This is a genomic window from Pseudomonas auratipiscis (assembly GCF_036324085.1).
In the GTDB taxonomy this organism is placed as follows: Bacteria; Pseudomonadota; Gammaproteobacteria; order Pseudomonadales; family Pseudomonadaceae; genus Aquipseudomonas; species Aquipseudomonas auratipiscis.
In genome coordinates this window covers 61655-80211 of sequence record NZ_JAZDCU010000005.1, presented here as the reverse complement: position 1 = coordinate 80211, position 18557 = coordinate 61655, and the positions used below count along the sequence as shown (strand labels likewise).

Here is an 18557-nt window from a genome sequence, read left to right as displayed (position 1 = left end):
ACGCATGTCACGGCATTGTTCCACAAAGGTCACAAGGCCAGCAACGCGCCTGTTTACCTTATGTGCACCGATGTGAAAAGTCCGTATTCTGTGGGACTTTTCAGATGTTATGCGAGTGACTTAAATGCGCCTGGCTTTATTCGATCTGGACAACACCCTACTTGGCGGCGACAGCGACCACGCCTGGGGCGACTATCTGTGCGAGCGCGGCATTCTCGACCCGGTGGCCTACAAGAATCGTAATGACGAGTTCTATCAGGACTACCTGGCCGGCAAGCTGGACCTCAATGCCTACCTGGAATTTACCCTGGAGATCCTGGCCAATACCGAAATGGCCCAACTCGACGAATGGCATCGCGACTTCATGCGCGACTGCGTCGAGCCGATCGTCCAGCCCAAAGCCCTGGCCCTGCTGAAAAAGCACCGTGATGCAGGCGACAAGCTGGTCATCATCACCGCCACCAACCGTTTCATTACCGGGCCGATTGCCAAACGCCTGGACGTGGAAACCCTGCTGGCAACCGAATGTGAGATGGCAGACGGTCGCTACACCGGCCGCAGCACCGACGTGCCGTGCTTCCGTGAAGGCAAGGTTACCCGGCTCAATCGCTGGCTGAAGGAAAATGACCTGAACCTTGAGGGCAGCTACTTCTACAGCGACTCGATGAACGACCTGCCGCTACTGGAGCAGGTCGCCAACCCGGTTGCCGTCGATCCAGATCCCAACCTGCGGGCGGAAGCCGAAAAACGCGGATGGCCGGTGATCAGCCTGCGCGATTGATCACACCGCAGAAGCAGGCTTGCCCCGCGATGTGTTCAGGCAGTGAAAGCCTTTTCGCGCGGCAAGCCTGTGTCTACCGGGTTACCTGATCAGACCGGCTTGGCGCCCATCAGACCGGCGATGGCAATGAAGCAAACACCGCTGAACACTGCCAAGGCTACGGTGAACTTCGGGTTACCCGCAGTCGGCGCAGTGCGCAAGCGATTGACCCGGGCCAGCAGCCAGAACCAGCTGAAGGCGCCGAAGGTATAGATCACGCTGGAGCCCAGTACCCAGGTCTGGCCCAATGGCCAGCCGATCAGGTGAACCAGCCACCAGCCAGTGAACGGCATGCTCACCAGGCAGATGCCCATCAACAGCCAGACAAACACCAGCGGGCGCTGCATCAGCCGGCTCGCGGCTGCGGTGTCGCCTTTTCGGCGCGCAAGCCACGTCCATATCGCCAAGCCAAGGGCACTGCCCAGCAGCAGCACGGTGGCCGCGACGTGCAGGGCCTTGAGAGTCGTCAGGTATTCCATGTCATTGCTTCCTTGTGGGCTGTTCTGAGCGTAGCCGCTCAGCCCAGGAACAGCCGGTACGCAGGGTTATCAGTTTCGTCCCAATACGGGTAGCCGATCTTGGCCAGGGCGGCTGGGACCAGGTGGCGCTCATCATCCGGAACTTGCAGGCCGGCGACCACGCGACCATCGGCCGCGCCATGGTTGCGATAATGGAACATCGAAATATTCCAGCGCCCGCCCAGCTTGTTGAGGAAGTTAAACAAGGCGCCTGGGCGCTCAGGGAACTCGAAACGCAGTACCAGTTCATCACTGACCCGCGCCGCATGGCCACCGACCATATGGCGGATATGCAGTTTAGCCAGTTCGTTATCGGTCAGGTCGAGTACCGGGAAGCCTTGCTCGGTCAGGCTTTGGATCAGGGCGCTGCGCGGGTCGGTGTCTGGGTGGGTTTGCACGCCGACAAAGATGTGCGCCTCGCCATCGGCGTGGTAACGGTAGTTGAATTCGGTGATCTGGCGCTTGCCGATGGCCTCGCAGAACGCCTTGAAACTGCCCGGCTGCTCGGGGATGGTCACCGCAATGATCGCTTCGCGACCTTCCCCCAACTCGGCACGCTCGGCGACATGACGCAAGCGATCGAAGTTGACGTTGGCGCCGGAGTCGATCGCCACCAGGGTCTGGCCAGTGCTGCCGTTGAGCTCGACGTATTTTTTGATCCCAGCCACGCCCAAAGCACCGGCAGGTTCGGTGATCGAGCGGGTATCGTCGTAGATATCCTTGATGGCGGCGCAGATCTCGTCTGTGCTGACAGTGATTACTTCATCGACATAGGATTTGCAGATGTCGAAGGTGTGCTGACCGATCTGGGCCACCGCCACGCCATCGGCAAACAGCCCGACCTGCGGCAGAATTACGCGCTCACCGGAAGCCATGGCGGCTTGCAGGCAGTTGGAATCATCTGGCTCGACACCGATGACTTTGATTTCAGGACGCAGGTATTTCACATAAGCGGCAATACCGGCAATCAAGCCGCCGCCGCCTACCGGAACGAAGATCGCATCCAGTTGGCCTGGGTGCTGGCGCAGGATTTCCATGGCCACCGTACCCTGGCCGGCAATGGTGTGCGGGTCGTCATAGGGATGGATGTAGACAAAGCCCTTCTCGTCCACCAGCTTGAGCGAGTAAGCCAGCGCCTCAGGGAACGAGTCGCCATGCAGCACTACCTTGCCACCGCGGGAACGGACGCCTTCGATCTTGATCTCAGGGGTGGTCTTGGGCATGACGATGGTCGCTTTGATCCCCAACTCCCGCGCCGCGAGGGCTACACCCTGGGCGTGATTGCCAGCCGAAGCGGTGACCACACCACGGGCCAGCTCTTCAGGAGAAAGCTGCGCCAGCTTGTTGTAAGCACCCCGAATCTTGAACGAGAACACTGGCTGCAAGTCTTCGCGCTTGAGCAATATGTTGTTGCCCAGACGCTTGCTCAGTTGGCCGGCGGTGTGCAATGGGGTTTCGACGGCAACGTCGTAAACGCGCGAGGTGAGGATCTTCTTGACGTACTGTTCGAGCATCGGGAAAGCATCACTGGGCGGTTGGGCGGGGTTTGCGAGTCTACCCCAGCGCCCTGTCGGGCGACCACAGCAAGTCCGGGGTTTTAGCCGCTATACTACGCGCCTTCACGATACTCCTCCCCGCTTCGGAGCCCGCATGACCCAGGACCAACTCAAACAGGCTGTCGCCCAGGCCGCTGTCGATTTCATTTTGCCCAAGCTCGACGACAAGAGCGTCGTCGGCGTTGGCACTGGCTCGACCGCCAATTGCTTCATCGACGCCCTGGCCAAACACAAGACAGCCTTCGATGGTGCGGTTGCCAGTTCCGAAGCCACCGCCGCGCGCCTGAAGGGCCATGGTATTCCGGTCTACGAGCTGAACACTGTCAGCGACCTGGAGTTCTATGTCGACGGCGCTGACGAGAGCGACGAGCACCTGAACCTGATCAAGGGCGGCGGCGCGGCCCTGACCCGCGAGAAAATCGTCGCGGCAGTGGCCAAGACCTTCATCTGCATCGCCGACGCCAGTAAGCTGGTACCGGTACTTGGCGCTTTCCCGCTGCCGGTCGAGGTCATCCCAATGGCCCGCAGCCATGTGGCGCGCCAGTTGGTCAAGCTGGGGGGCGACCCGGTGTATCGCGAAGGTGTAGTCACCGATAACGGCAACATCATTCTCGACGTCTTTAACATGCAGATCACCAACCCGGTAGAGCTGGAAAGCCAGATCAATGCCATTGTCGGCGTGGTCACCAACGGCTTGTTCGCCGCCCGCCCAGCCGACCTGTTGCTGCTCGGCACCGCAGAAGGCGTCAAGACCCTCAAAGCCTGAGGGTCGAGCCAAAGATTCGTTACTCGGTCGGCTTCTTGAACACGTAAAACAGGTTCGGTTCGCTGACCAGGTAAATGGTCCCGGCATCGTCCATGGCGATGCCTTCGGCTTGCGGCACGCTGCGTTTCAAGCCCTGGAAGCCCTTGCGCAGCGACAGTGTGCTCAAGGGTTTACCCTTCACATCGAGCTCCAGCACCAACTGCGACTCATCCGACAGCGCCAGCAAATGCCCGCTGCGCTCGTCGAACTGCAGGCTCGACAGGTCGCGCACAAACAGCCGCGAGTCCCGTTTCTGGTCCTGCACTACATGCACGGCGTAAGGCTGCTCCGGGTTGTCATGGGGGAATCCATGCACCTCGTAGATCAACATCGGGTCGCGCTCCTTGGCTACGAACAGACGCTTGCCCGCCGAGTCGTAGGCCAGCCCCTCGAATCCTTTATTACCGTTCAGGCCGATACCCAACGTGAGTTGCTCGGCATCCTTGGCATCCAGAAACAAGGTGTTTTCGCTCAGATGGACGCGTATCAGGCGCTGCTCACGCTCGTCCGTGATCACGTAACTGCCGGGGCCGACATACTCCACCGCCTCCGGATCACCAAAGCCGGTCAACGGCACACGGCGCAGAATGCGCCCGTCCAGCGACAGCTCGATCAGCTCTGAACGCTTGTTGGTTACGGTAAACAGACTTTTGCGGTCGGGATCGAAGGTCAGTGCGGAAATATCGTCATCCAGACCTTCAACGGTCTGTGCTTCGATGATCACGCGGTACTGGTCCAGGCCAATACTCTGCTCGAATGGCTGCCACCAGGTCTTGAGGTTGAACCAGCCACGTTCGAACAAACGGTACTGTTGGCCCGCAAGCGCAAGCACGAGCAAAGCCAACAGACTGGCAACCAGGAAAATCAGCGGTAGACGGATGTAGCGGCGCATTCAGGGGGACTCTGTAGATGACTGCCTGAATCTAACCACATGCAACTGAAGCCAAGCTTAAATCCTGATCAGGGCTTCTTGAAACGATAGAACAAGTCTGGCTCGCTGACGATGTACAGGGTGCCCTGATCGTCCATGGCCACGCCTTCAGCGCGCGGAATACGCTTGTTCAGACCATTGAAACCGCCCAGCAGGGTCATGAAGCTGACTTGCTCGCCCGCCTCGTTCAATTCCAGCAGCATATTGGAGTCGGCAGACAGCACCAGCATGTGCCCGGTACGCGGATCAATGCCCAGGGCCGAAAGGTTGCGCAGGTCCAACTCGTCGTTTGGCAGCGGCTTCTTATCCCCCGTTAACGGGCTGTGTCCGTCGCTGTTCCAGGTAAACAAGGCTGGCGGGCGCTCTTCACCAAGCACAATGCGCTGCTGGCGCGGGTCCCAGGCCACTGCCTCGAAAGCCTTGTTCTGGTTTTCCGACGGTCCCAGGTCATATTGCGGGAAGTCAGCAATATTCAGCGAATGGGTATCGGCGTTCAAGGTAACGACGGTCATTTTGTGATCACGTTCGTCGACAATCGCCAAGCGCCCACCCTCGAGCGCAGCAACACCTTCGGGATTGCTCCAGCCAACCAAGGGTATTTTGCGCAGTACATCGCCGTCGAGAGTCAGTTCGACCAGGAAGGGGTTCTTGCCCATCACCGCGTACAAGGTCTTGCTGACCGGGTTATAGGTCAGATCGGAAGCTTCATCATCTTCCATGCCAGGCAACACCTTGGCATCGATGTCGACCTTATAGTCCGGTAACCAAATGCTGGCTTTTTGCTCGACAGGACTCTCGAAACCCTCTTGCAACCACAGCAGCCCGCGATCATCCCAGTGCATGGCAATTGCCACGCCGTAGCCAATGACGGCTGCCGCAGCCAACCAGGTCGACCAACGCAAGGCGAGCCCGCGCTTTCGTGCAGACGGCACCGATTTACCGGAAGGGAGGGGAGTGGCCATGGGATCTATGCTCTTTTTGCCAGTTAATATCACATTACTGGCACTTCGTAGAGCCAGACCGGCGAGCATTATCCGGATTGATTGTGAAAAAAATGCCAAAAGCTGACAGAGCGTGGGCAGCCAGCGTGACTGGCTGCCGCGAAGGACTACAACACTTTGCTTTCGAAGCGGCACGCATCCGGTAATTCCAGGACCAGTTCGTCGCCCGGATTGAGGGGGCCAACGCCAACTGGCGTACCGGTGAGAATCACATCTCCCGCCTGCAGGCTGAACTGCGAGGCCATATGCTGGATCATAGGCACGATCGGGTTAAGCATCAGGGCACTGTTCCCATCCTGACGCACCTCACCGTTAATGGTCAGGCGAATACCGACGTCAGCGAGGTCTTCGAAGGTACTGCCAGAAACGAAAGGCGGCAGCACACAAGCACCGTCAAAACACTTGGCGCGCTCCCACGGCAGCCCCTTGGCTTTGAGTTCGGCCTGGAGGTCGCGCAGGGTCAAGTCGAGTGCCGGGGCGAAACCGGAAATGGCGTCGAGTACTTCTTCTTCGCTAGGGTCGGGAGACAACGACTTGCCCAGCAACACGGCGATTTCCGCCTCGTAGTGCACCGAGCCACGCTCGGTGGGAATTTTAAAACCGCCCTCCAGCGGCACCACGCAGCTGCCTGGCTTGATGAACAGCAGCGGCTCGCTGGGGATTGGATTGTCCAACTCTTTGGCGTGCTCGGCATAGTTGCGCCCGATGCACACCACCTTGCCCAGGGGAAAGTGAATACGCGTGCCGTCTACATACTGGTGCTGATAGCTCATTACCGACTCCTGGCGCTATTGGAAGCTCTTATTGCCTTTGACTTACTCGACAGCGAAAATTTTGCCCGGGTTCATGATCCCGTTCGGATCGAACACCGCCTTCACCGCTTTCATGTATTGAATTTCCACAGGCGAACGGCTGTAGGTGAGGTAATCACGTTTGGTCATGCCTACACCATGCTCGGCGGAAATCGAACCGTTATACCGCTGGACGATCTCAAACACCCATTTGTTCACCGTAGCGCACTTGGCAAAGAACTCATCCTTGCTCAAGGTATCGGGCTTGAGAATGTTCAGGTGCAGGTTACCGTCACCAATGTGGCCGTACCAGACCACTTCAAAGTCTGGGTAGTTTTCTTCGACGATCGCATCGATATCCCGTAGAAATGCCGGCACTTTCGATACAGTGACCGAAATATCGTTCTTGTACGGTGTCCAGTGCGAGATGGTTTCGGATATGTACTCGCGCAGCTTCCAAAGGTTCTGCAACTGCTGCTCGCTCTGGCTCATCACACCATCGAGCACCCAGCCCTGCTCCACGCAGTGCTCGAAGGTGGCCAACGCAGCATTGGCGACCTCTTCAGTGCTGGCTTCGAACTCCAGCAGTGCATAGAACGGACACGGCGTGTCGAATGGCGCAGGCACATCGCCGCGGCCCATGATCTTAGCCAACGCCTTGTCGGAAAAGAACTCGAAAGCGGTCAGATCGAGCTTGTCACGGAAGGCATGCAGTACCGGCATGATCGAATCGAAGTCCGGGGTTCCCAGCACCATGGCCGTGAGGTTGTTCGGAGCGCGATCCAGACGCATGGTCGCTTCGACCACCAGGCCCAGTGTTCCTTCGGCACCGATGAACAACTGGCGCAGGTCATAGCCGGTAGCGTTCTTGATCAGGTCTTTGTTCAGTTCCAGCACGTCACCGGCACCGGTTACAACCTTCAGGCCCGCGACCCAGTTACGGGTCATGCCGTAGCGAATCACCTTGATTCCGCCGGCATTGGTGCCGATATTGCCGCCAATCTGGCTGGAACCTGCCGAGGCGAAGTCCACTGGATAGTACAAGCCCTTGTCTTCGGCGAAATTCTGCAATTGCTCGGTAATCACCCCCGGCTGGCAAACCACAGTGCGGTCGAACTCATCGAAAGCCAGGATCTGGTTCATATAGTCGAAAGACACGACTACTTCGCCGTTGGCTGCCACCGCTGCCGCCGAGAGTCCCGTACGCCCGCCCGAAGGCACCAGCGCAACCTTGTGCTGGTTGGCCCAGCGGACAATGGCCTGAACCTGCTCGATACTCTTGGGGAACACGATTGCCCGCGGCGCCGGGGCGAAATGCTTGGTCCAATCCTTACCGTACGTCTCGAGGGATGCGGCATCGGTCAACACCTTGCCAGGCGCTACCAGGGTCACCAGCTCATCAAGCAATGCAGAATCGGTCATCGACAGAACTCTCGAACAATTCATAGTCACCCTGAGCACACTTCACGTGCCAGGGGCTGGGCGTATAAGGGGGTACTCATGCTAGCATACGCCCCCGCTGATCGTGCTTTAGGCCGATGCTGCGAGAGCTTCACTTCCCTGCCATTTTTCTCCGGGACACAGGTTTACGCAGATGAGCAAGACTTCTCTCGATAAGAGCAAGATCAAGTTCCTTCTACTCGAAGGCGTCCACCAATCCGCCGTGGACGTCCTCAAGGCCGCCGGGTATACCAACATCGAGTACCTCACCGGTTCTCTGCCCGACGCCGAACTGAAAGAAAAGATCGCTGATGCCCACTTCATCGGCATCCGCTCGCGCACCCAACTGACCGAAGAGGTTTTCGACTGCGCCAAGAAACTGGTCGCTGTCGGCTGTTTCTGCATCGGTACCAACCAGGTCGACCTGGACGCGGCCCGCGAGCGCGGCATTGCCGTGTTCAACGCCCCGTACTCCAACACCCGTTCGGTTGCCGAACTGGTACTGGCCGAAGCGATCCTGCTGCTGCGCGGCATCCCGGAGAAAAACGCTTCCTGCCATCGTGGTGGCTGGATCAAGAGCGCGGCCAACTCCTTCGAGATTCGCGGCAAGAAACTGGGCATCGTCGGCTACGGCTCGATCGGTACTCAACTGTCGGTCCTGGCTGAAAGCCTGGGCATGCAGGTGTTTTTCTACGATCCACTGACCAAGCTGCCGCTGGGCAACGCCACCCAGGTCACCAGCCTGAACGAACTGTTGGGAATGGCCGACATCGTTTCGCTGCACGTGCCTGAGCTGCCGTCCACTCAATGGATGATCGGTGAGAAAGAAATTCGCGCGATGAAGAAGGGCTCGATCCTGATCAACGCCGCTCGCGGCACTGTGGTAGAGCTGGATCACCTGGCCGCCGCGATCAAGGACAAGCACCTGATCGGCGCCGCCATCGACGTGTTCCCGGTAGAGCCTCGCTCCAACGACGAACAGTTCGAAAGCCCGCTGCGCGGCCTGGACAACGTGATCCTGACACCGCACATCGGTGGTTCCACCGCCGAAGCGCAGGCCAACATCGGTCTGGAAGTTGCCGAGAAACTGGTCAAGTACAGCGACAACGGTACGTCCGTATCGTCGGTCAACTTCCCTGAAGTTGCCCTGCCGGCGCACCCAGGCAAACACCGCCTTCTGCACATCCACGAAAACATTCCTGGCGTGCTCAGCGAAATCAACAAAGTCTTCGCCGAAAACGGTATCAACATCTCCGGTCAGTTCCTGCAGACCAACGAGAAAGTTGGTTATGTGGTAATCGACGTTGACGCCGAGTACTCGGACCTGGCGCAAGAGAAACTGCAACACGTCAAGGGCACTATCCGTTCTCGCGTACTGTTCTAAGTTCCTCTAGCGTGACATCGCGGGGCAAGCCCGCTTCCACAGGTTGGTTAAACCTTGTGGGAGCGGGCTTGCCCCGCGATCGTTTCAGCCCTTACTTGACAGTAACGGTGATTTTCTTCGATTCGACGCTTGGCTTGAATGGCACATGGAACTTGTCGCCCAGTACCAGTTGCAAGGTGTGTTTGCCTGGGGTCAGGGTCAGCTCAACTTCGGTTTGAGCCTTGCCAAAGTGCAGCACTTGCGGACCGGCAGGCAATGCGCCCTTGTTTTCCGGCAGCAGGCTGGTTGGCAGGACTTGGTCTGCAGCAGGCTCTTTGTCCACATCTACCAGCAAGTGGTGATGACCGCTATGCGGGGTCTGATCACCCGCAGGCTTGAGCGCCATGCCCTCGATGCCGAATTTGACGGTAAACGTCTTGTCGACCGTTGCGCCATCAGCCGGGGAAACGATGTAGACCTTGGCGTCTTTCGGCGGCTCCTGGCTCTTCAGGCCTTCGGCTGCTGCGGCGAACGCCGAAACTCCCATCAACAGGCCGACAACGGCTGCACGCGATACGAGGCTTTTCATTCACTTCTCCTGTGATTCTTTTCTTCAGTAGCTTTTAATAACCTTTGCCAGTGAAACAAAAGGCAATGGCTTGTAACCATAGATCAATTGATTCAGGACATATCCGAAATTTCGCACAGAAATTTTTTATCCGCGGGCCTAACATCCAAGCGCCGATGCTGTCCTAAGCTGCGTTCGACCGTGGCATCATCATAAAGCTCCGGCGATTTTTTCACTGCCAATGAATTCAAGGGATTTAAATGCGTTTAACCATAGGGATACTAGTTGCCGCCCTGTTCAGCCCCTGGGCACACGCTGAACTGATCGATGATGTGAACGACCGTGGCGAACTTCGCATTGCCGTTGAAGCCAACATGCCGCCATTCAACTTCAAAGATGACGGCAAGCTCGCGGGCTTTGAAATCGAACTTGGCCAGGCCTTGGCAAGTGAACTGGATATTCGCGCAGAATTTGTGGTGACCACTCGCGACGACTTGCTCCAAGGTGTCGAAAGCGGCAAGTACGACATTGCCATGAACCAGATTGCCGCCACTCCCGAGCTCAAGGATCGCCTGGATTTCAGCGAGCCCTATAGTTATTCCAGCGCGCAACTGATCGTGCGCAAGGAAGAGAAACGCCCGTTAAGCAACCTCGAAGCGCTCAAGGGGCACAGCCTGGGCGTAGTTCAGGGCAGTCAGTTCGCCGAACAAGCCCGTGGGGTCGAGGGCGTTGACCTGCGCAGCTATCCAGATGCCACCCAGCCAATCAAGGACGTGGCCAACGACCAGATCGATGCTGCCATCAGCGACCGCCTGCTAGTGCCATATGCCATCCGCGACAGTCAGCAAGCCGTTACCGAAGGTGCAACTGTCGGGCCGATCCTGAGCTTGGCAATCCCTTTCCAGAAAGGCAATCCCGCATTCCACAGCGCCGTGGACAACGCCCTGCAACGCATCAAGGCTGATGGCCGGCTTGCTGCGATGTCGCAGAAATGGTTTGGCCTGGACGCCAGCAAGCCGCCGAAGTGATTTTCCCGGGGCAAGGCCTGATCAACCTGTGGAAGCAGGCTTGTCCCGCGAGAACTCAAGCCTCAGAGCTGCTTCAATGCCAGCTCTGCCGCCTCAAGTTCAAGCTCGCTGAATACCAGCACGCCTTCGCGTCGTAAAAGCGCTGTGGTCACCCCTTCACCGCTCACTTTGCTACCACTGAACGTGCCATCGTAGGTCTGCACATTCCCGCACGACGGGCTTCCCGACTTGAGCACGGCGATGCCTATGCGGTGACGACGAACCAGTTCCAGCGCCCGCTGTGCACCGGCCAGAAATTGCGCACTGACATTTTCGCCATCGACCGTGATTACCTGCGTGTCGCCATCGAGCACGGCACTGCCCTGGCCGCCGGGAATTTCAGCCGGCGCTCGTGGTGTTGCTAGACCACCTGCCACTTCCGGGCACAAAGGCACGACGCGGCCTTCGCTCTGCCAACGCTGCAGCAGGTCCGGGTGACCGCTGCTGCGGCCGTCATAGCGTACCGGCTGGCCCAGCAGGCAAGCGCTGACCAAAACCTTGGGCACTTCAGAACGGCTCATTGCCACGACGGCGAAACCACCCGGTGACCGACAAGCGCTCGCGCCGGGCCGGCAGCACTTCATGCGGAATGTCACCCGAGAGGAACACCACCAGGCAACCACCGATGGGCTGCACATCGTGTTCCTCGCCGCCCTTGAGACTCATGCGCAACTGACCGCCATCGTCGGGCGTCCAATCTTCGGCATTCAAATAGATGACCGCCGATACCGTGCGTCTATCGTCATCTCGGAAGCGGTCCAGGTGCTTGCGGTAAAACGCGCCTGGCGGGTACAGGGCAAAGTGACATTCGAAATCCTCAAGGCCCAGGAACAACCCACGATTGAGGGCTTCGCGCAGGCCATCCATCAGTTCCAGGTACTGGTCGCACGACTCGGCCTGACCCGGTTCCAGCCACTGGATATGATCGCCTCGAATTCCCTCGCGAACCTCCTGGGTAGCCCCTCGCCCTACCGCTGCAGGTGCCAACTCGCCCTCCGCAGCGCGGGTACGACATTCAGCCGCCAGCGCCAGGGTCAGGGACGCTGGAAGAAAGATGTCCTGCTGAGACCAGCCATGGGTGGCCAGGTCGTCGACAATGCGCAACAGCAGCGGGTGTTCAGGAGATAGAGGCATGCCGCGCATAGTATCCATCTGCTGCGAAAACCGACAGCGCCACTTAGCTGAGAGTATGCAATGGCTTCTCGACAAAGCCCGGCAACGCCAAGACAATAGCGCCCTGCCGACAGGAGTCCTGAATGCGCCGTTTGTTTTTTCTGCTTGTAATGATCAGCACCACGCCTGTCTGGGCAGACAGCCTCGACCAACTCTACAAGGTCGCCGGCTGGCCCGAGCAGCGCGCCCACTTTACCGATGCCCTCGATGCCGCCCAGCAGCGCTATCGCAATAGCCTGCCGCCTGCCGTTTACCAAGCCTTGGTCAACAATAGCAACCAGCGCTTCCAGGCCCAGGCGGTGGACAAGCGTGCGCAGACTCAACTGCGCGCCAACCTCAGCAACCCCTCCCCGGCGCTGGCGTTCTTCCAGTCGCCACTGGGACGCAAGATCGTCGCCGCCGAGCTGCTGGCCACTCGCCGCGATCAATTGGCCAAAAATGCCAAGGGCTTGCCCAAGATCGAAGCCAGCGACAATCGCCTGCTGATCATTGGCCACCTCGCCCAGGCCCTGCCTGCCCGTGAAGCGGGTGCCGAAGTCAGCCTGGCGATTGCCGGGGTGGCGGCAGACAGCCTCAGCCAGATGATCCCCGGTCTGCTCGGCGGTGGCCAGGCGCAAGGGCTGCTGGATGGTCAACGCCAGCGCTTGATGCAACAGATCGGCAGCGAGCTGAACAATACTCTGCTGTATGTGTATCGCGACCTGTCGGATGAAGAGCTGGACGAGTTCGCCACCTTTGCCGAATCGGCTGAGGGCCAGGCTTACTACAAAGCCGCGCTGGCTGCCATTCGTGCGGGCCTGGCGGTCGGCCAGAGCACCTCCGAACTGAAGTGATCAGCCCAGGCGCTGATCGATAAAGTCGAAATAGCGTTGGCGGATTGCTGGCAACTCGTTGACCAGATGATGGCGCGCTTCAGGAATCAGCAGAATCTGCGGCGCGGCGAATTTCTCCTGGAGTACCTTGAGGTTGTGCGGCCAGTCCACGGTCATGTCTGACTGCCCCTGGATAATCAACGGACAACGCATACTGGCCGGCGCCGCTTCTATACGTTTTACCCACTCCACCAACGCCCCCACCCATGCCGTTGGCAAACGCCGTGGCTGCAACGGGTCCGCCTGTAAAAATGGCAAGAAGGTCGGATCGTTGCTGTTTTCACTGAAGCGCCGGGCGATGCCGTTGACGAACGGGCGCAACAGTCGATAACTGAGTTTCGACCACCGCCAGGCGCGAGGCCGCACCAAAGGTGCCAGCAGAATCACCTTGCCTTGAGCCGGGCTTTGCCCTCCGCCGTAAAGCAGATGATCAATGACAATCGCCCCACCCGTGCTTTGCCCGCATAGATGCCAAGGTTGCGGCAGATCAAGCGCACGCCCCTGCTCGAACAGTGCCAGCAGCACCTGTTGATAATCTGCGAAATCACCGATGCTGGCGCGCTCGCCGCCAGACAGACCATGCCCAGGCAGGTCACAGGCAATGACCGCGTAGTCCTGATCCAGGGCCCAGTCGATTACGTGACGGTACAAACCCATGTGGTCGTAGAAACCATGCAGCAACACCAGTGTTGCCACCGGCGCCGCTGGCTGCCAGACCTGCCCCACCAGCTGGTAACCGGCGGCCTCGAAGCGGCCAAGCCAGCGCTGCGGTGCCTCCTTGCGAGCCGGCAGATCCAACCCATAGAAACGCTGATAGGCCTGAGCCTGGGTCGACAACGGCTGGCGCGCACTCAGCGGGAGCAGGCTGGCGCGTAACGAGTCGGGTTGAAATGACGCAGGCATAGTGAATTTCCAGACAGCAGAAGCGGGATATTGACCTGTGATATTCAGCTGTCGCCAGCGGCATGGCAAGCTAGGCGACTTCTTATGGAACCTGCCCTCATGCGCGCCGCCCGAAAACGCACACTGCTCAGCCTGATAATCGCGGCGATCTGCGCCGCTGGTTTGTGGTGGGCCTACGACAACTTCCAGAGTCGCTACCTGCGCACCTTCGACAACCACACCGCACTGTTTTCTGGCGACCGCCTGCAGCTACCCCCGGCCATCGCCGGGCCTGGCGCAATCCGCCTGGTGCATTTCTGGGACCCGTCCTGCCCGTGCAACGTCGGTAACCAGCAGCACCTGGCCGAATTGATCGAGCACTTTGCGGCGCAGGGTGTGGAATTCTATGCGGTGCAGAAGCCCGGCAGTCGTGGACAGTTACCGAGCACACTGAGTGCACTCAAGCCACTAGCAGCACTGCCTGGAGCCGAGCACTTGCCTGCCAGCCCCGCCGTTGCTATCTGGGACCGCCAGGGCAACCTTGCCTATTTTGGCCCGTACAGCGAGGGGGCCACCTGCAATTCGAGCAACAGTTTCATCGAGCCGATTCTGCTGGCCTTGAGCCAAGGCCGGGCGGTCAGCGCCACCCATACCCTGGCGGTGGGTTGCTACTGCCCGTGGAGCAATTAGCGCAAGCGCGCCGGGTTACCCACCACCGTTGCCCTGGCGGGTACATCGCGCGTCACCACGCTACCCGCACCGATCACAGCGTTGTCGCCGACAGTCACCCCGGGCAGGATGATCGCCCCGCCACCAATCCACACATTGTTGCCGATCTTCACCGCACGCCCACTCTCCAGGCCGCTACGGCGGACCTTGGGGTCTAGTGGGTGATCGGCGGCATAGATCTGCACTGCCGGACCAATCTGGCAATCATCACCGATGCTGATCGGGCAAACGTCGAGCACAACACAGTTGAAGTTCATGAACACGTTACTGCCAATACTGATGTTGTAGCCGTAGTCGCAATAGAACGGTGGACGAATCACCACACCTTCGCCGACCACGTTGAAATGCTCCTCCAACAATGCATGGCGCTGTTCGTTGAGTAGATCGACGCTGGTGTTGTAGCGCTGCATCCAGTGCTTGTTGGCAACCTGTTCGGCCTGCAGCTCTGGACAATTTGCGTGATAGAGCTGACCGGTGAGCATCTTCTGTTTTTCGCTGAGCTTCATCTTGCCTCCTTTCGGGCTATCTTCTGTCCAGGTTTACCCCGATGATCGGACCACAAAATCCGCTAAAAAGTACAAGGAGTTCTGATGAAACGCAGCCTGACTGTTCTCGCTGTGGTCATTGCCGCGGCAGCCGGTGGTGGTTACTGGTATGTACACGGCAAGCTGCCGCAGCGCGATGGCCAGGCGACTCTGGCCAGCCTTCAAGCTCCTGTCAGTGTACGTTACGACACCCGAGGCGTACCCCACATCCAGGCCGCCAACGAAATCGACATGTATCGCGCCCTGGGTTACGTGCATGCTCAGGATCGGCTGTTCCAGATGGAAATCATCCGCCGCCTTGCGCGTGGCGAGCTGGCCGAAGTGCTCGGCAGCAAACTACTGCCCACCGACACGCTGTTCCGTAGCTTGCGCATTCGCGAACAAGCCGAACGCTATGTCGAGCGCCAGGACAAACAAGCACCTGCCTGGCTCGCCCTGCAGGCCTACCTCGACGGCGTCAACGCTTGGCAGGCCAGTCACCCGAAACCCATGGAATTCGATGTACTAGGCATTTCCCCACGCCCCTTCACCGCCCAGGACACCGTCAGTATTGCCGGGTATTTGGCCTACAGCTTTGCGGCGGCTTTCCGTACTGAACCGGCGTTGACCTTCGTGCGCGACCAATTGGGTGGCGAGTACCTGAAAATCTTCGACCTCGACTGGAATCCCGAAGGTGCTCTGCACAACCGCCCACCGCTGGCCGCTGCCGACTGGAAAAGTCTGGAGCAGTTGGCTCGGGTCAGTCAGCAAGCCCTGAGCGAAGCAGGTATTCCCCAGTACGAGGGCAGCAACGCCTGGGCTGTATCCGGCAGCCGTACCCGCAGTGGCAGGCCGTTGCTGGCTGGCGATCCGCATATCAGCTTTGCTGTGCCCGCAGTCTGGTATGAAGCCGAACTGTCGGCACCCGGCTTCAATCTTTACGGTTATCACCAGGCGCTCAACCCCTTCGCGTTGTTGGGACACAACCGTGAATTCGGTTGGAGCCTGACCATGTTCCAGAACGACGATGTCGACCTGATCGCAGAACAGGTCAACCCGGCCAACCCCGATCAGGTGCGTATCAATGGTCAGTGGCAGACCCTGGCCGTCACCCATGAGCAAATCGCGGTAAAGGGTGAAGATCCGGTAACCATCACGTTACGCCGCTCGCCCCACGGTCCCATCGTCAACAATGTGCTAGGCGAAAATGCCGGACCCACGCCGATTGCCATGTGGTGGGCGTTCCTCGAAAGCGAGAATCCGCTGCTCGACGGCTTTTACCAGATCAACCGCGCCGACACACTGGACAAGATGCGCGCCGCCGCAACAAAGGTTCAAGCCCCCGGACTCAATCTGGTTTGGGCCAACGCCCTAGGCGACATTGGATGGTGGGCAGCAGCGCAGCTTCCGATTCGCCCGGATGGCGTCAACCCGGCGTTCATTCTTGACGGCAGTACACCAGAGGCTGACAAGCTCGGTTTCTATCCCTTCAGCGCCAACCCGCAGCAGGAAAACCCAACTAGCGGCTATATCGTCTCGGCCAACTATCAGCCACCTGCGGCCATGCCGATTCCGGGTTACTACAACATGCCCGACCGCGGTCAACAACTGGACCGCCATCTGGCGGATCCACTGACCAAGTGGGATACACAGAACAGCCAAGCGCTGCAGCTCGATACCTCTACCGACTACGGACGACGTACCTTGGCGCCGCTGTTGGGCACCTTGCGCGAAATAGCCTCTGGCGAGCAGGAGAAGGAGTTGGTCGAGCAGTTGGCGAGCTGGAATGGCGATTATCCGCTGGATTCGGTCAGTGCCACCTTATTCAACCAGTTCCTCTACGACCTGGCTTACGCAGCCCTGCGTGACGAACTCGGTGATGCCTGGTTCCAGACCATGATTAACACTCGCGTCATTGATGCGGCCATGCCACGCCTTGCCGCAGACGCTCAATCGCCCTGGTGGGGGCAACATGGCAGCAGCGAGCATGGCGATCGCACCACGACAGTGAAACGGGCATGGCAGGCGAGCCTTGCGCATCTGCGCGAAACGCTTGGTCAGGACTCGGCCAATTGGCAATGGGGCAAAGCGCACACCTTGACCCACAATCACCCGCTAGGCTCGCAGAAACCGCTGAACCTGCTGTTCAACGTCGGCCCCTTTGCCGCACCGGGCAGCCATGAAGTGCCGAACAACCTTTCGGCTAAAATAGGCCCAGCGCCCTGGCCAGTCACCTATGGCCCCTCGACTCGGCGCCTGATCGACTTCGCCGATGTAGGTCAAGCACTGACCATCAACCCGGTCGGACAAAGCGGCGTGTTGTTCGACCCGCACTATGCCGATCAAGCCAAGGACTATATTGCAGGGAAATACCACAAGGCGCAGACGGGGGTGATTCCGGCGCAGAGCACCTTGCGGTTGTTGCCCGGTAAATAGAACATGGAAAAACCGAGGTCCGATCAATAGGGCCTCGGTTTACATACCATGCAACGCCAACTCGATCGCAGCGTGTCAATCACACCGCACTGCGGAGCAAGCCCGCTTTCATAGAGAAGGTCCAGTCGTTGGCTCGGATGGCAATCAGAACGCCGGCAATACCGCGCCGCTGTACTTCTTCTCGATGAAGGTTTTCACTTCCGGGCTGGTCAACGCCTTGGCCAGTTTCTGGATGGCATCGCTGTCCTTGTTGTCCGGACGCGCTACCAGGAAGTTCACGTATGGCGAGTCGGCACCTTCAATTACCAGCGCGTCCTTGGCAGGGTTCAGGCCAGCTTCCAGCGCATAGTTGGTGTTGATCATGTCCAGGTCGACCTGATCCAGTACCCGCGGCAGCATGGCCGACTCAAGTTCGCGGAACTTCAGCTTCTTCGGGTTCTCAGCGATGTCTTTTGGCGTTGCCAAGGCATTCTTTGGATCTTTCAAGGTGATCAGGCCAGCCTTTTGCAACAGCAGCAGGGCGCGGCCACTGTTGCTGCCTTCGTTAGGAATGGCAACCGTGGCGCCGTCCTTCAACTCGCTCAGGCTCTTGACCTTCTTCGAGTAACCACCGAAAGGTTCGACATGAACGCCGATCACTGTTTCCAGGTGCGTGCCTTTACCTTCGTTGAAGTTCTTCAGGTAGGGCAAGGTCTGGAAGTAGTTGGCGTCCAGGCGCTTCTGATCAACTTGAACGTTTGGCTGCACGTAGTCGGTGAATACCTTGATCTCAAGGTCGACACCTTCTTTTGCCAGGGTCGGTTTGATCAGCTCAAGGATCTCGGCATGCGGTACAGGGGTAGCAGCGACCACCAGTTTTTCGCCAGCATGGGCAAAACCTGCAACCGACAGAGCGGCCGCCAGAGCAGTGAACAACAGAGCCTTTTTCATGCGCAGTCCTTATTCGAATACAGCGCCATCGTTCGACGGCAAAAAATAGGTTGCCAGTATTTTGATAGCTGGCGTGATGCGGACAATACCGATAATTTTTATACCAGAACAATATCTTTTAATTCAGCGCTTATTCCAAATAAGCATTGAT

General features: G+C 58.6%; 19 protein-coding genes. 7 read left to right on the top strand and 12 right to left on the bottom strand.

Annotation, left to right across the window (positions count from 1 at the left end; genetic code table 11):
- Nucleotides 1-124 precede the first annotated feature (124 nt).
- Nucleotides 125-781 carry a histidinol-phosphatase gene (locus V0R60_RS08710; protein WP_136473997.1) on the top strand — a complete coding sequence of 219 codons (657 nt, stop codon included), beginning with the start codon at nt 125-127 and terminating at the stop codon, nt 779-781.
- An 89-nt stretch (nt 782-870) separates the two neighbouring features.
- On the opposite strand, the gene V0R60_RS08705 is transcribed toward V0R60_RS08710, so the two are convergent.
- Both V0R60_RS08705 and ilvA read right to left on the bottom strand, forming a co-directional pair.
- Complete coding sequence (locus V0R60_RS08705; RefSeq protein WP_330079156.1) at nt 871-1299, bottom strand: DUF2269 domain-containing protein; 429 nt, start codon at nt 1297-1299, stop codon at nt 871-873.
- Between the two features lie 38 nt (nt 1300-1337).
- The gene (gene ilvA / locus V0R60_RS08700; RefSeq protein ID WP_136473995.1) at nt 1338-2852 is read right to left on the bottom strand and encodes a threonine ammonia-lyase, biosynthetic; all 1515 of its coding nucleotides are present in this window, start codon (nt 2850-2852) and stop codon (nt 1338-1340) included.
- Between the two features lie 136 nt (nt 2853-2988).
- On the opposite strand from ilvA, the gene rpiA reads away from it, so the two are divergent.
- Nucleotides 2989-3660: a ribose-5-phosphate isomerase RpiA gene (gene rpiA / locus V0R60_RS08695; RefSeq protein ID WP_136473994.1), complete on the top strand. Its 672-nt coding sequence runs from the start codon at nt 2989-2991 to the stop codon at nt 3658-3660.
- 19 nt (nt 3661-3679) lie between these two features.
- Here rpiA and V0R60_RS08690 read toward each other — a convergent pair whose 3' ends face one another.
- The 4 genes from V0R60_RS08690 to V0R60_RS08675 form a co-directional block, all read right to left on the bottom strand.
- A complete protein-coding gene (locus V0R60_RS08690; RefSeq protein ID WP_330079155.1) occupies nt 3680-4591 on the bottom strand; it encodes an SdiA-regulated domain-containing protein in 912 nt (303 codons plus the stop codon).
- Nucleotides 4592-4659: 68 nt separating this feature from the next.
- A complete protein-coding gene (locus tag V0R60_RS08685; RefSeq protein ID WP_330079154.1) occupies nt 4660-5592 on the bottom strand; it encodes an SdiA-regulated domain-containing protein in 933 nt (310 codons plus the stop codon).
- Nucleotides 5593-5738: 146 nt separating this feature from the next.
- Complete coding sequence (locus V0R60_RS08680; protein ID WP_136473991.1) at nt 5739-6404, bottom strand: fumarylacetoacetate hydrolase family protein; 666 nt, start codon at nt 6402-6404, stop codon at nt 5739-5741.
- A 42-nt stretch (nt 6405-6446) separates the two neighbouring features.
- Entirely contained in the window at nt 6447-7844 is a 1398-nt protein-coding gene (locus tag V0R60_RS08675; protein WP_136473990.1) for an FAD-binding oxidoreductase, read from the bottom strand.
- 172 nt (nt 7845-8016) lie between these two features.
- Between V0R60_RS08675 and serA the strand changes: the two genes are divergently transcribed.
- Nucleotides 8017-9246, top strand: coding sequence for a phosphoglycerate dehydrogenase (gene serA, locus V0R60_RS08670; protein WP_136473989.1), 1230 nt, complete (start codon nt 8017-8019; stop codon nt 9244-9246).
- A gap of 91 nt (nt 9247-9337) precedes the next feature.
- Here the strand turns inward: serA and V0R60_RS08665 are convergent, their stop codons facing one another.
- Nucleotides 9338-9814: a DUF4399 domain-containing protein gene (locus V0R60_RS08665; protein WP_136473988.1), complete on the bottom strand. Its 477-nt coding sequence runs from the start codon at nt 9812-9814 to the stop codon at nt 9338-9340.
- 239 nt (nt 9815-10053) lie between these two features.
- Here V0R60_RS08665 and V0R60_RS08660 point away from each other — a divergent pair, with 239 nt between their 5' ends.
- The gene (locus V0R60_RS08660; RefSeq protein WP_136473987.1) at nt 10054-10821 is read left to right on the top strand and encodes a transporter substrate-binding domain-containing protein; all 768 of its coding nucleotides are present in this window, start codon (nt 10054-10056) and stop codon (nt 10819-10821) included.
- A gap of 62 nt (nt 10822-10883) precedes the next feature.
- On the opposite strand, the gene V0R60_RS08655 is transcribed toward V0R60_RS08660, so the two are convergent.
- Nucleotides 10884-11381 (bottom strand): DUF523 domain-containing protein, encoded by a 498-nt coding sequence (locus tag V0R60_RS08655; RefSeq protein ID WP_330079153.1) that lies wholly within the window; start codon nt 11379-11381, stop codon nt 10884-10886.
- The gene (locus tag V0R60_RS08650) at nt 11368-12003 is read right to left on the bottom strand and encodes a 2OG-Fe(II) oxygenase (RefSeq protein WP_330079278.1); all 636 of its coding nucleotides are present in this window, start codon (nt 12001-12003) and stop codon (nt 11368-11370) included. Before V0R60_RS08650 ends, V0R60_RS08655 begins: the two co-directional genes overlap by 14 nt.
- Before the next feature lie 113 nt (nt 12004-12116).
- Between V0R60_RS08650 and V0R60_RS08645 the strand changes: the two genes are divergently transcribed.
- Nucleotides 12117-12866, top strand: coding sequence for a DUF2059 domain-containing protein (locus V0R60_RS08645; RefSeq protein ID WP_136473985.1), 750 nt, complete (start codon nt 12117-12119; stop codon nt 12864-12866).
- On the opposite strand, the gene V0R60_RS08640 is transcribed toward V0R60_RS08645, so the two are convergent.
- Nucleotides 12867-13808 (bottom strand): phospholipase BipL, encoded by a 942-nt coding sequence (locus V0R60_RS08640; RefSeq protein ID WP_330079152.1) that lies wholly within the window; start codon nt 13806-13808, stop codon nt 12867-12869.
- Nucleotides 13809-13907: 99 nt separating this feature from the next.
- Here V0R60_RS08640 and V0R60_RS08635 point away from each other — a divergent pair, with 99 nt between their 5' ends.
- Nucleotides 13908-14477 carry a DUF6436 domain-containing protein gene (locus V0R60_RS08635; protein ID WP_330079151.1) on the top strand — a complete coding sequence of 190 codons (570 nt, stop codon included), beginning with the start codon at nt 13908-13910 and terminating at the stop codon, nt 14475-14477.
- Here the strand turns inward: V0R60_RS08635 and V0R60_RS08630 are convergent.
- Nucleotides 14474-15022 carry a sugar O-acetyltransferase gene (locus tag V0R60_RS08630; protein WP_136473982.1) on the bottom strand — a complete coding sequence of 183 codons (549 nt, stop codon included), beginning with the start codon at nt 15020-15022 and terminating at the stop codon, nt 14474-14476. The two genes, V0R60_RS08635 and V0R60_RS08630, sit on opposite strands and share 4 nt — an antisense overlap.
- Before the next feature lie 84 nt (nt 15023-15106).
- On the opposite strand from V0R60_RS08630, the gene V0R60_RS08625 reads away from it, so the two are divergent.
- Nucleotides 15107-17476 carry a penicillin acylase family protein gene (locus tag V0R60_RS08625; protein WP_330079150.1) on the top strand — a complete coding sequence of 790 codons (2370 nt, stop codon included), beginning with the start codon at nt 15107-15109 and terminating at the stop codon, nt 17474-17476.
- A 144-nt stretch (nt 17477-17620) separates the two neighbouring features.
- On the opposite strand, the gene V0R60_RS08620 is transcribed toward V0R60_RS08625, so the two are convergent.
- Nucleotides 17621-18406 (bottom strand): MetQ/NlpA family ABC transporter substrate-binding protein, encoded by a 786-nt coding sequence (locus V0R60_RS08620; RefSeq protein WP_136473980.1) that lies wholly within the window; start codon nt 18404-18406, stop codon nt 17621-17623.
- Nucleotides 18407-18557: the final 151 nt, after the last annotated feature.

Bases quoted from the DNA above. Each gene is read 5' to 3' on its own strand.
- V0R60_RS08620 (WP_136473980.1), bottom strand. From the start codon at position 18,406: ATGAAAAAGGCTCTGTTGTTCACTGCTCTGGCGGCCGCTCTGTCGGTT.
- V0R60_RS08705 (WP_330079156.1), bottom strand. From the start codon at position 1,299: ATGGAATACCTGACGACTCTCAAGGCCCTGCACGTCGCGGCCACCGTG.
- serA (WP_136473989.1), top strand. From the start codon at position 8,017: ATGAGCAAGACTTCTCTCGATAAGAGCAAGATCAAGTTCCTTCTACTC.
- V0R60_RS08675 (WP_136473990.1), bottom strand. From the start codon at position 7,844: ATGACCGATTCTGCATTGCTTGATGAGCTGGTGACCCTGGTAGCGCCT.
- V0R60_RS08625 (WP_330079150.1), top strand. From the start codon at position 15,107: ATGAAACGCAGCCTGACTGTTCTCGCTGTGGTCATTGCCGCGGCAGCC.
- V0R60_RS08645 (WP_136473985.1), top strand. From the start codon at position 12,117: ATGCGCCGTTTGTTTTTTCTGCTTGTAATGATCAGCACCACGCCTGTC.
- rpiA (WP_136473994.1), top strand. From the start codon at position 2,989: ATGACCCAGGACCAACTCAAACAGGCTGTCGCCCAGGCCGCTGTCGAT.
- V0R60_RS08685 (WP_330079154.1), bottom strand. From the start codon at position 5,592: ATGGCCACTCCCCTCCCTTCCGGTAAATCGGTGCCGTCTGCACGAAAG.
- V0R60_RS08640 (WP_330079152.1), bottom strand. From the start codon at position 13,808: ATGCCTGCGTCATTTCAACCCGACTCGTTACGCGCCAGCCTGCTCCCG.
- V0R60_RS08660 (WP_136473987.1), top strand. From the start codon at position 10,054: ATGCGTTTAACCATAGGGATACTAGTTGCCGCCCTGTTCAGCCCCTGG.
- V0R60_RS08650 (WP_330079278.1), bottom strand. From the start codon at position 12,003: ATGCGCGGCATGCCTCTATCTCCTGAACACCCGCTGCTGTTGCGCATT.
- V0R60_RS08680 (WP_136473991.1), bottom strand. From the start codon at position 6,404: ATGAGCTATCAGCACCAGTATGTAGACGGCACGCGTATTCACTTTCCC.
- V0R60_RS08710 (WP_136473997.1), top strand. From the start codon at position 125: ATGCGCCTGGCTTTATTCGATCTGGACAACACCCTACTTGGCGGCGAC.
- V0R60_RS08635 (WP_330079151.1), top strand. From the start codon at position 13,908: ATGCGCGCCGCCCGAAAACGCACACTGCTCAGCCTGATAATCGCGGCG.
- V0R60_RS08665 (WP_136473988.1), bottom strand. From the start codon at position 9,814: ATGAAAAGCCTCGTATCGCGTGCAGCCGTTGTCGGCCTGTTGATGGGA.
- ilvA (WP_136473995.1), bottom strand. From the start codon at position 2,852: ATGCTCGAACAGTACGTCAAGAAGATCCTCACCTCGCGCGTTTACGAC.
- V0R60_RS08690 (WP_330079155.1), bottom strand. From the start codon at position 4,591: ATGCGCCGCTACATCCGTCTACCGCTGATTTTCCTGGTTGCCAGTCTG.
- V0R60_RS08630 (WP_136473982.1), bottom strand. From the start codon at position 15,022: ATGAAGCTCAGCGAAAAACAGAAGATGCTCACCGGTCAGCTCTATCAC.
- V0R60_RS08655 (WP_330079153.1), bottom strand. From the start codon at position 11,381: ATGAGCCGTTCTGAAGTGCCCAAGGTTTTGGTCAGCGCTTGCCTGCTG.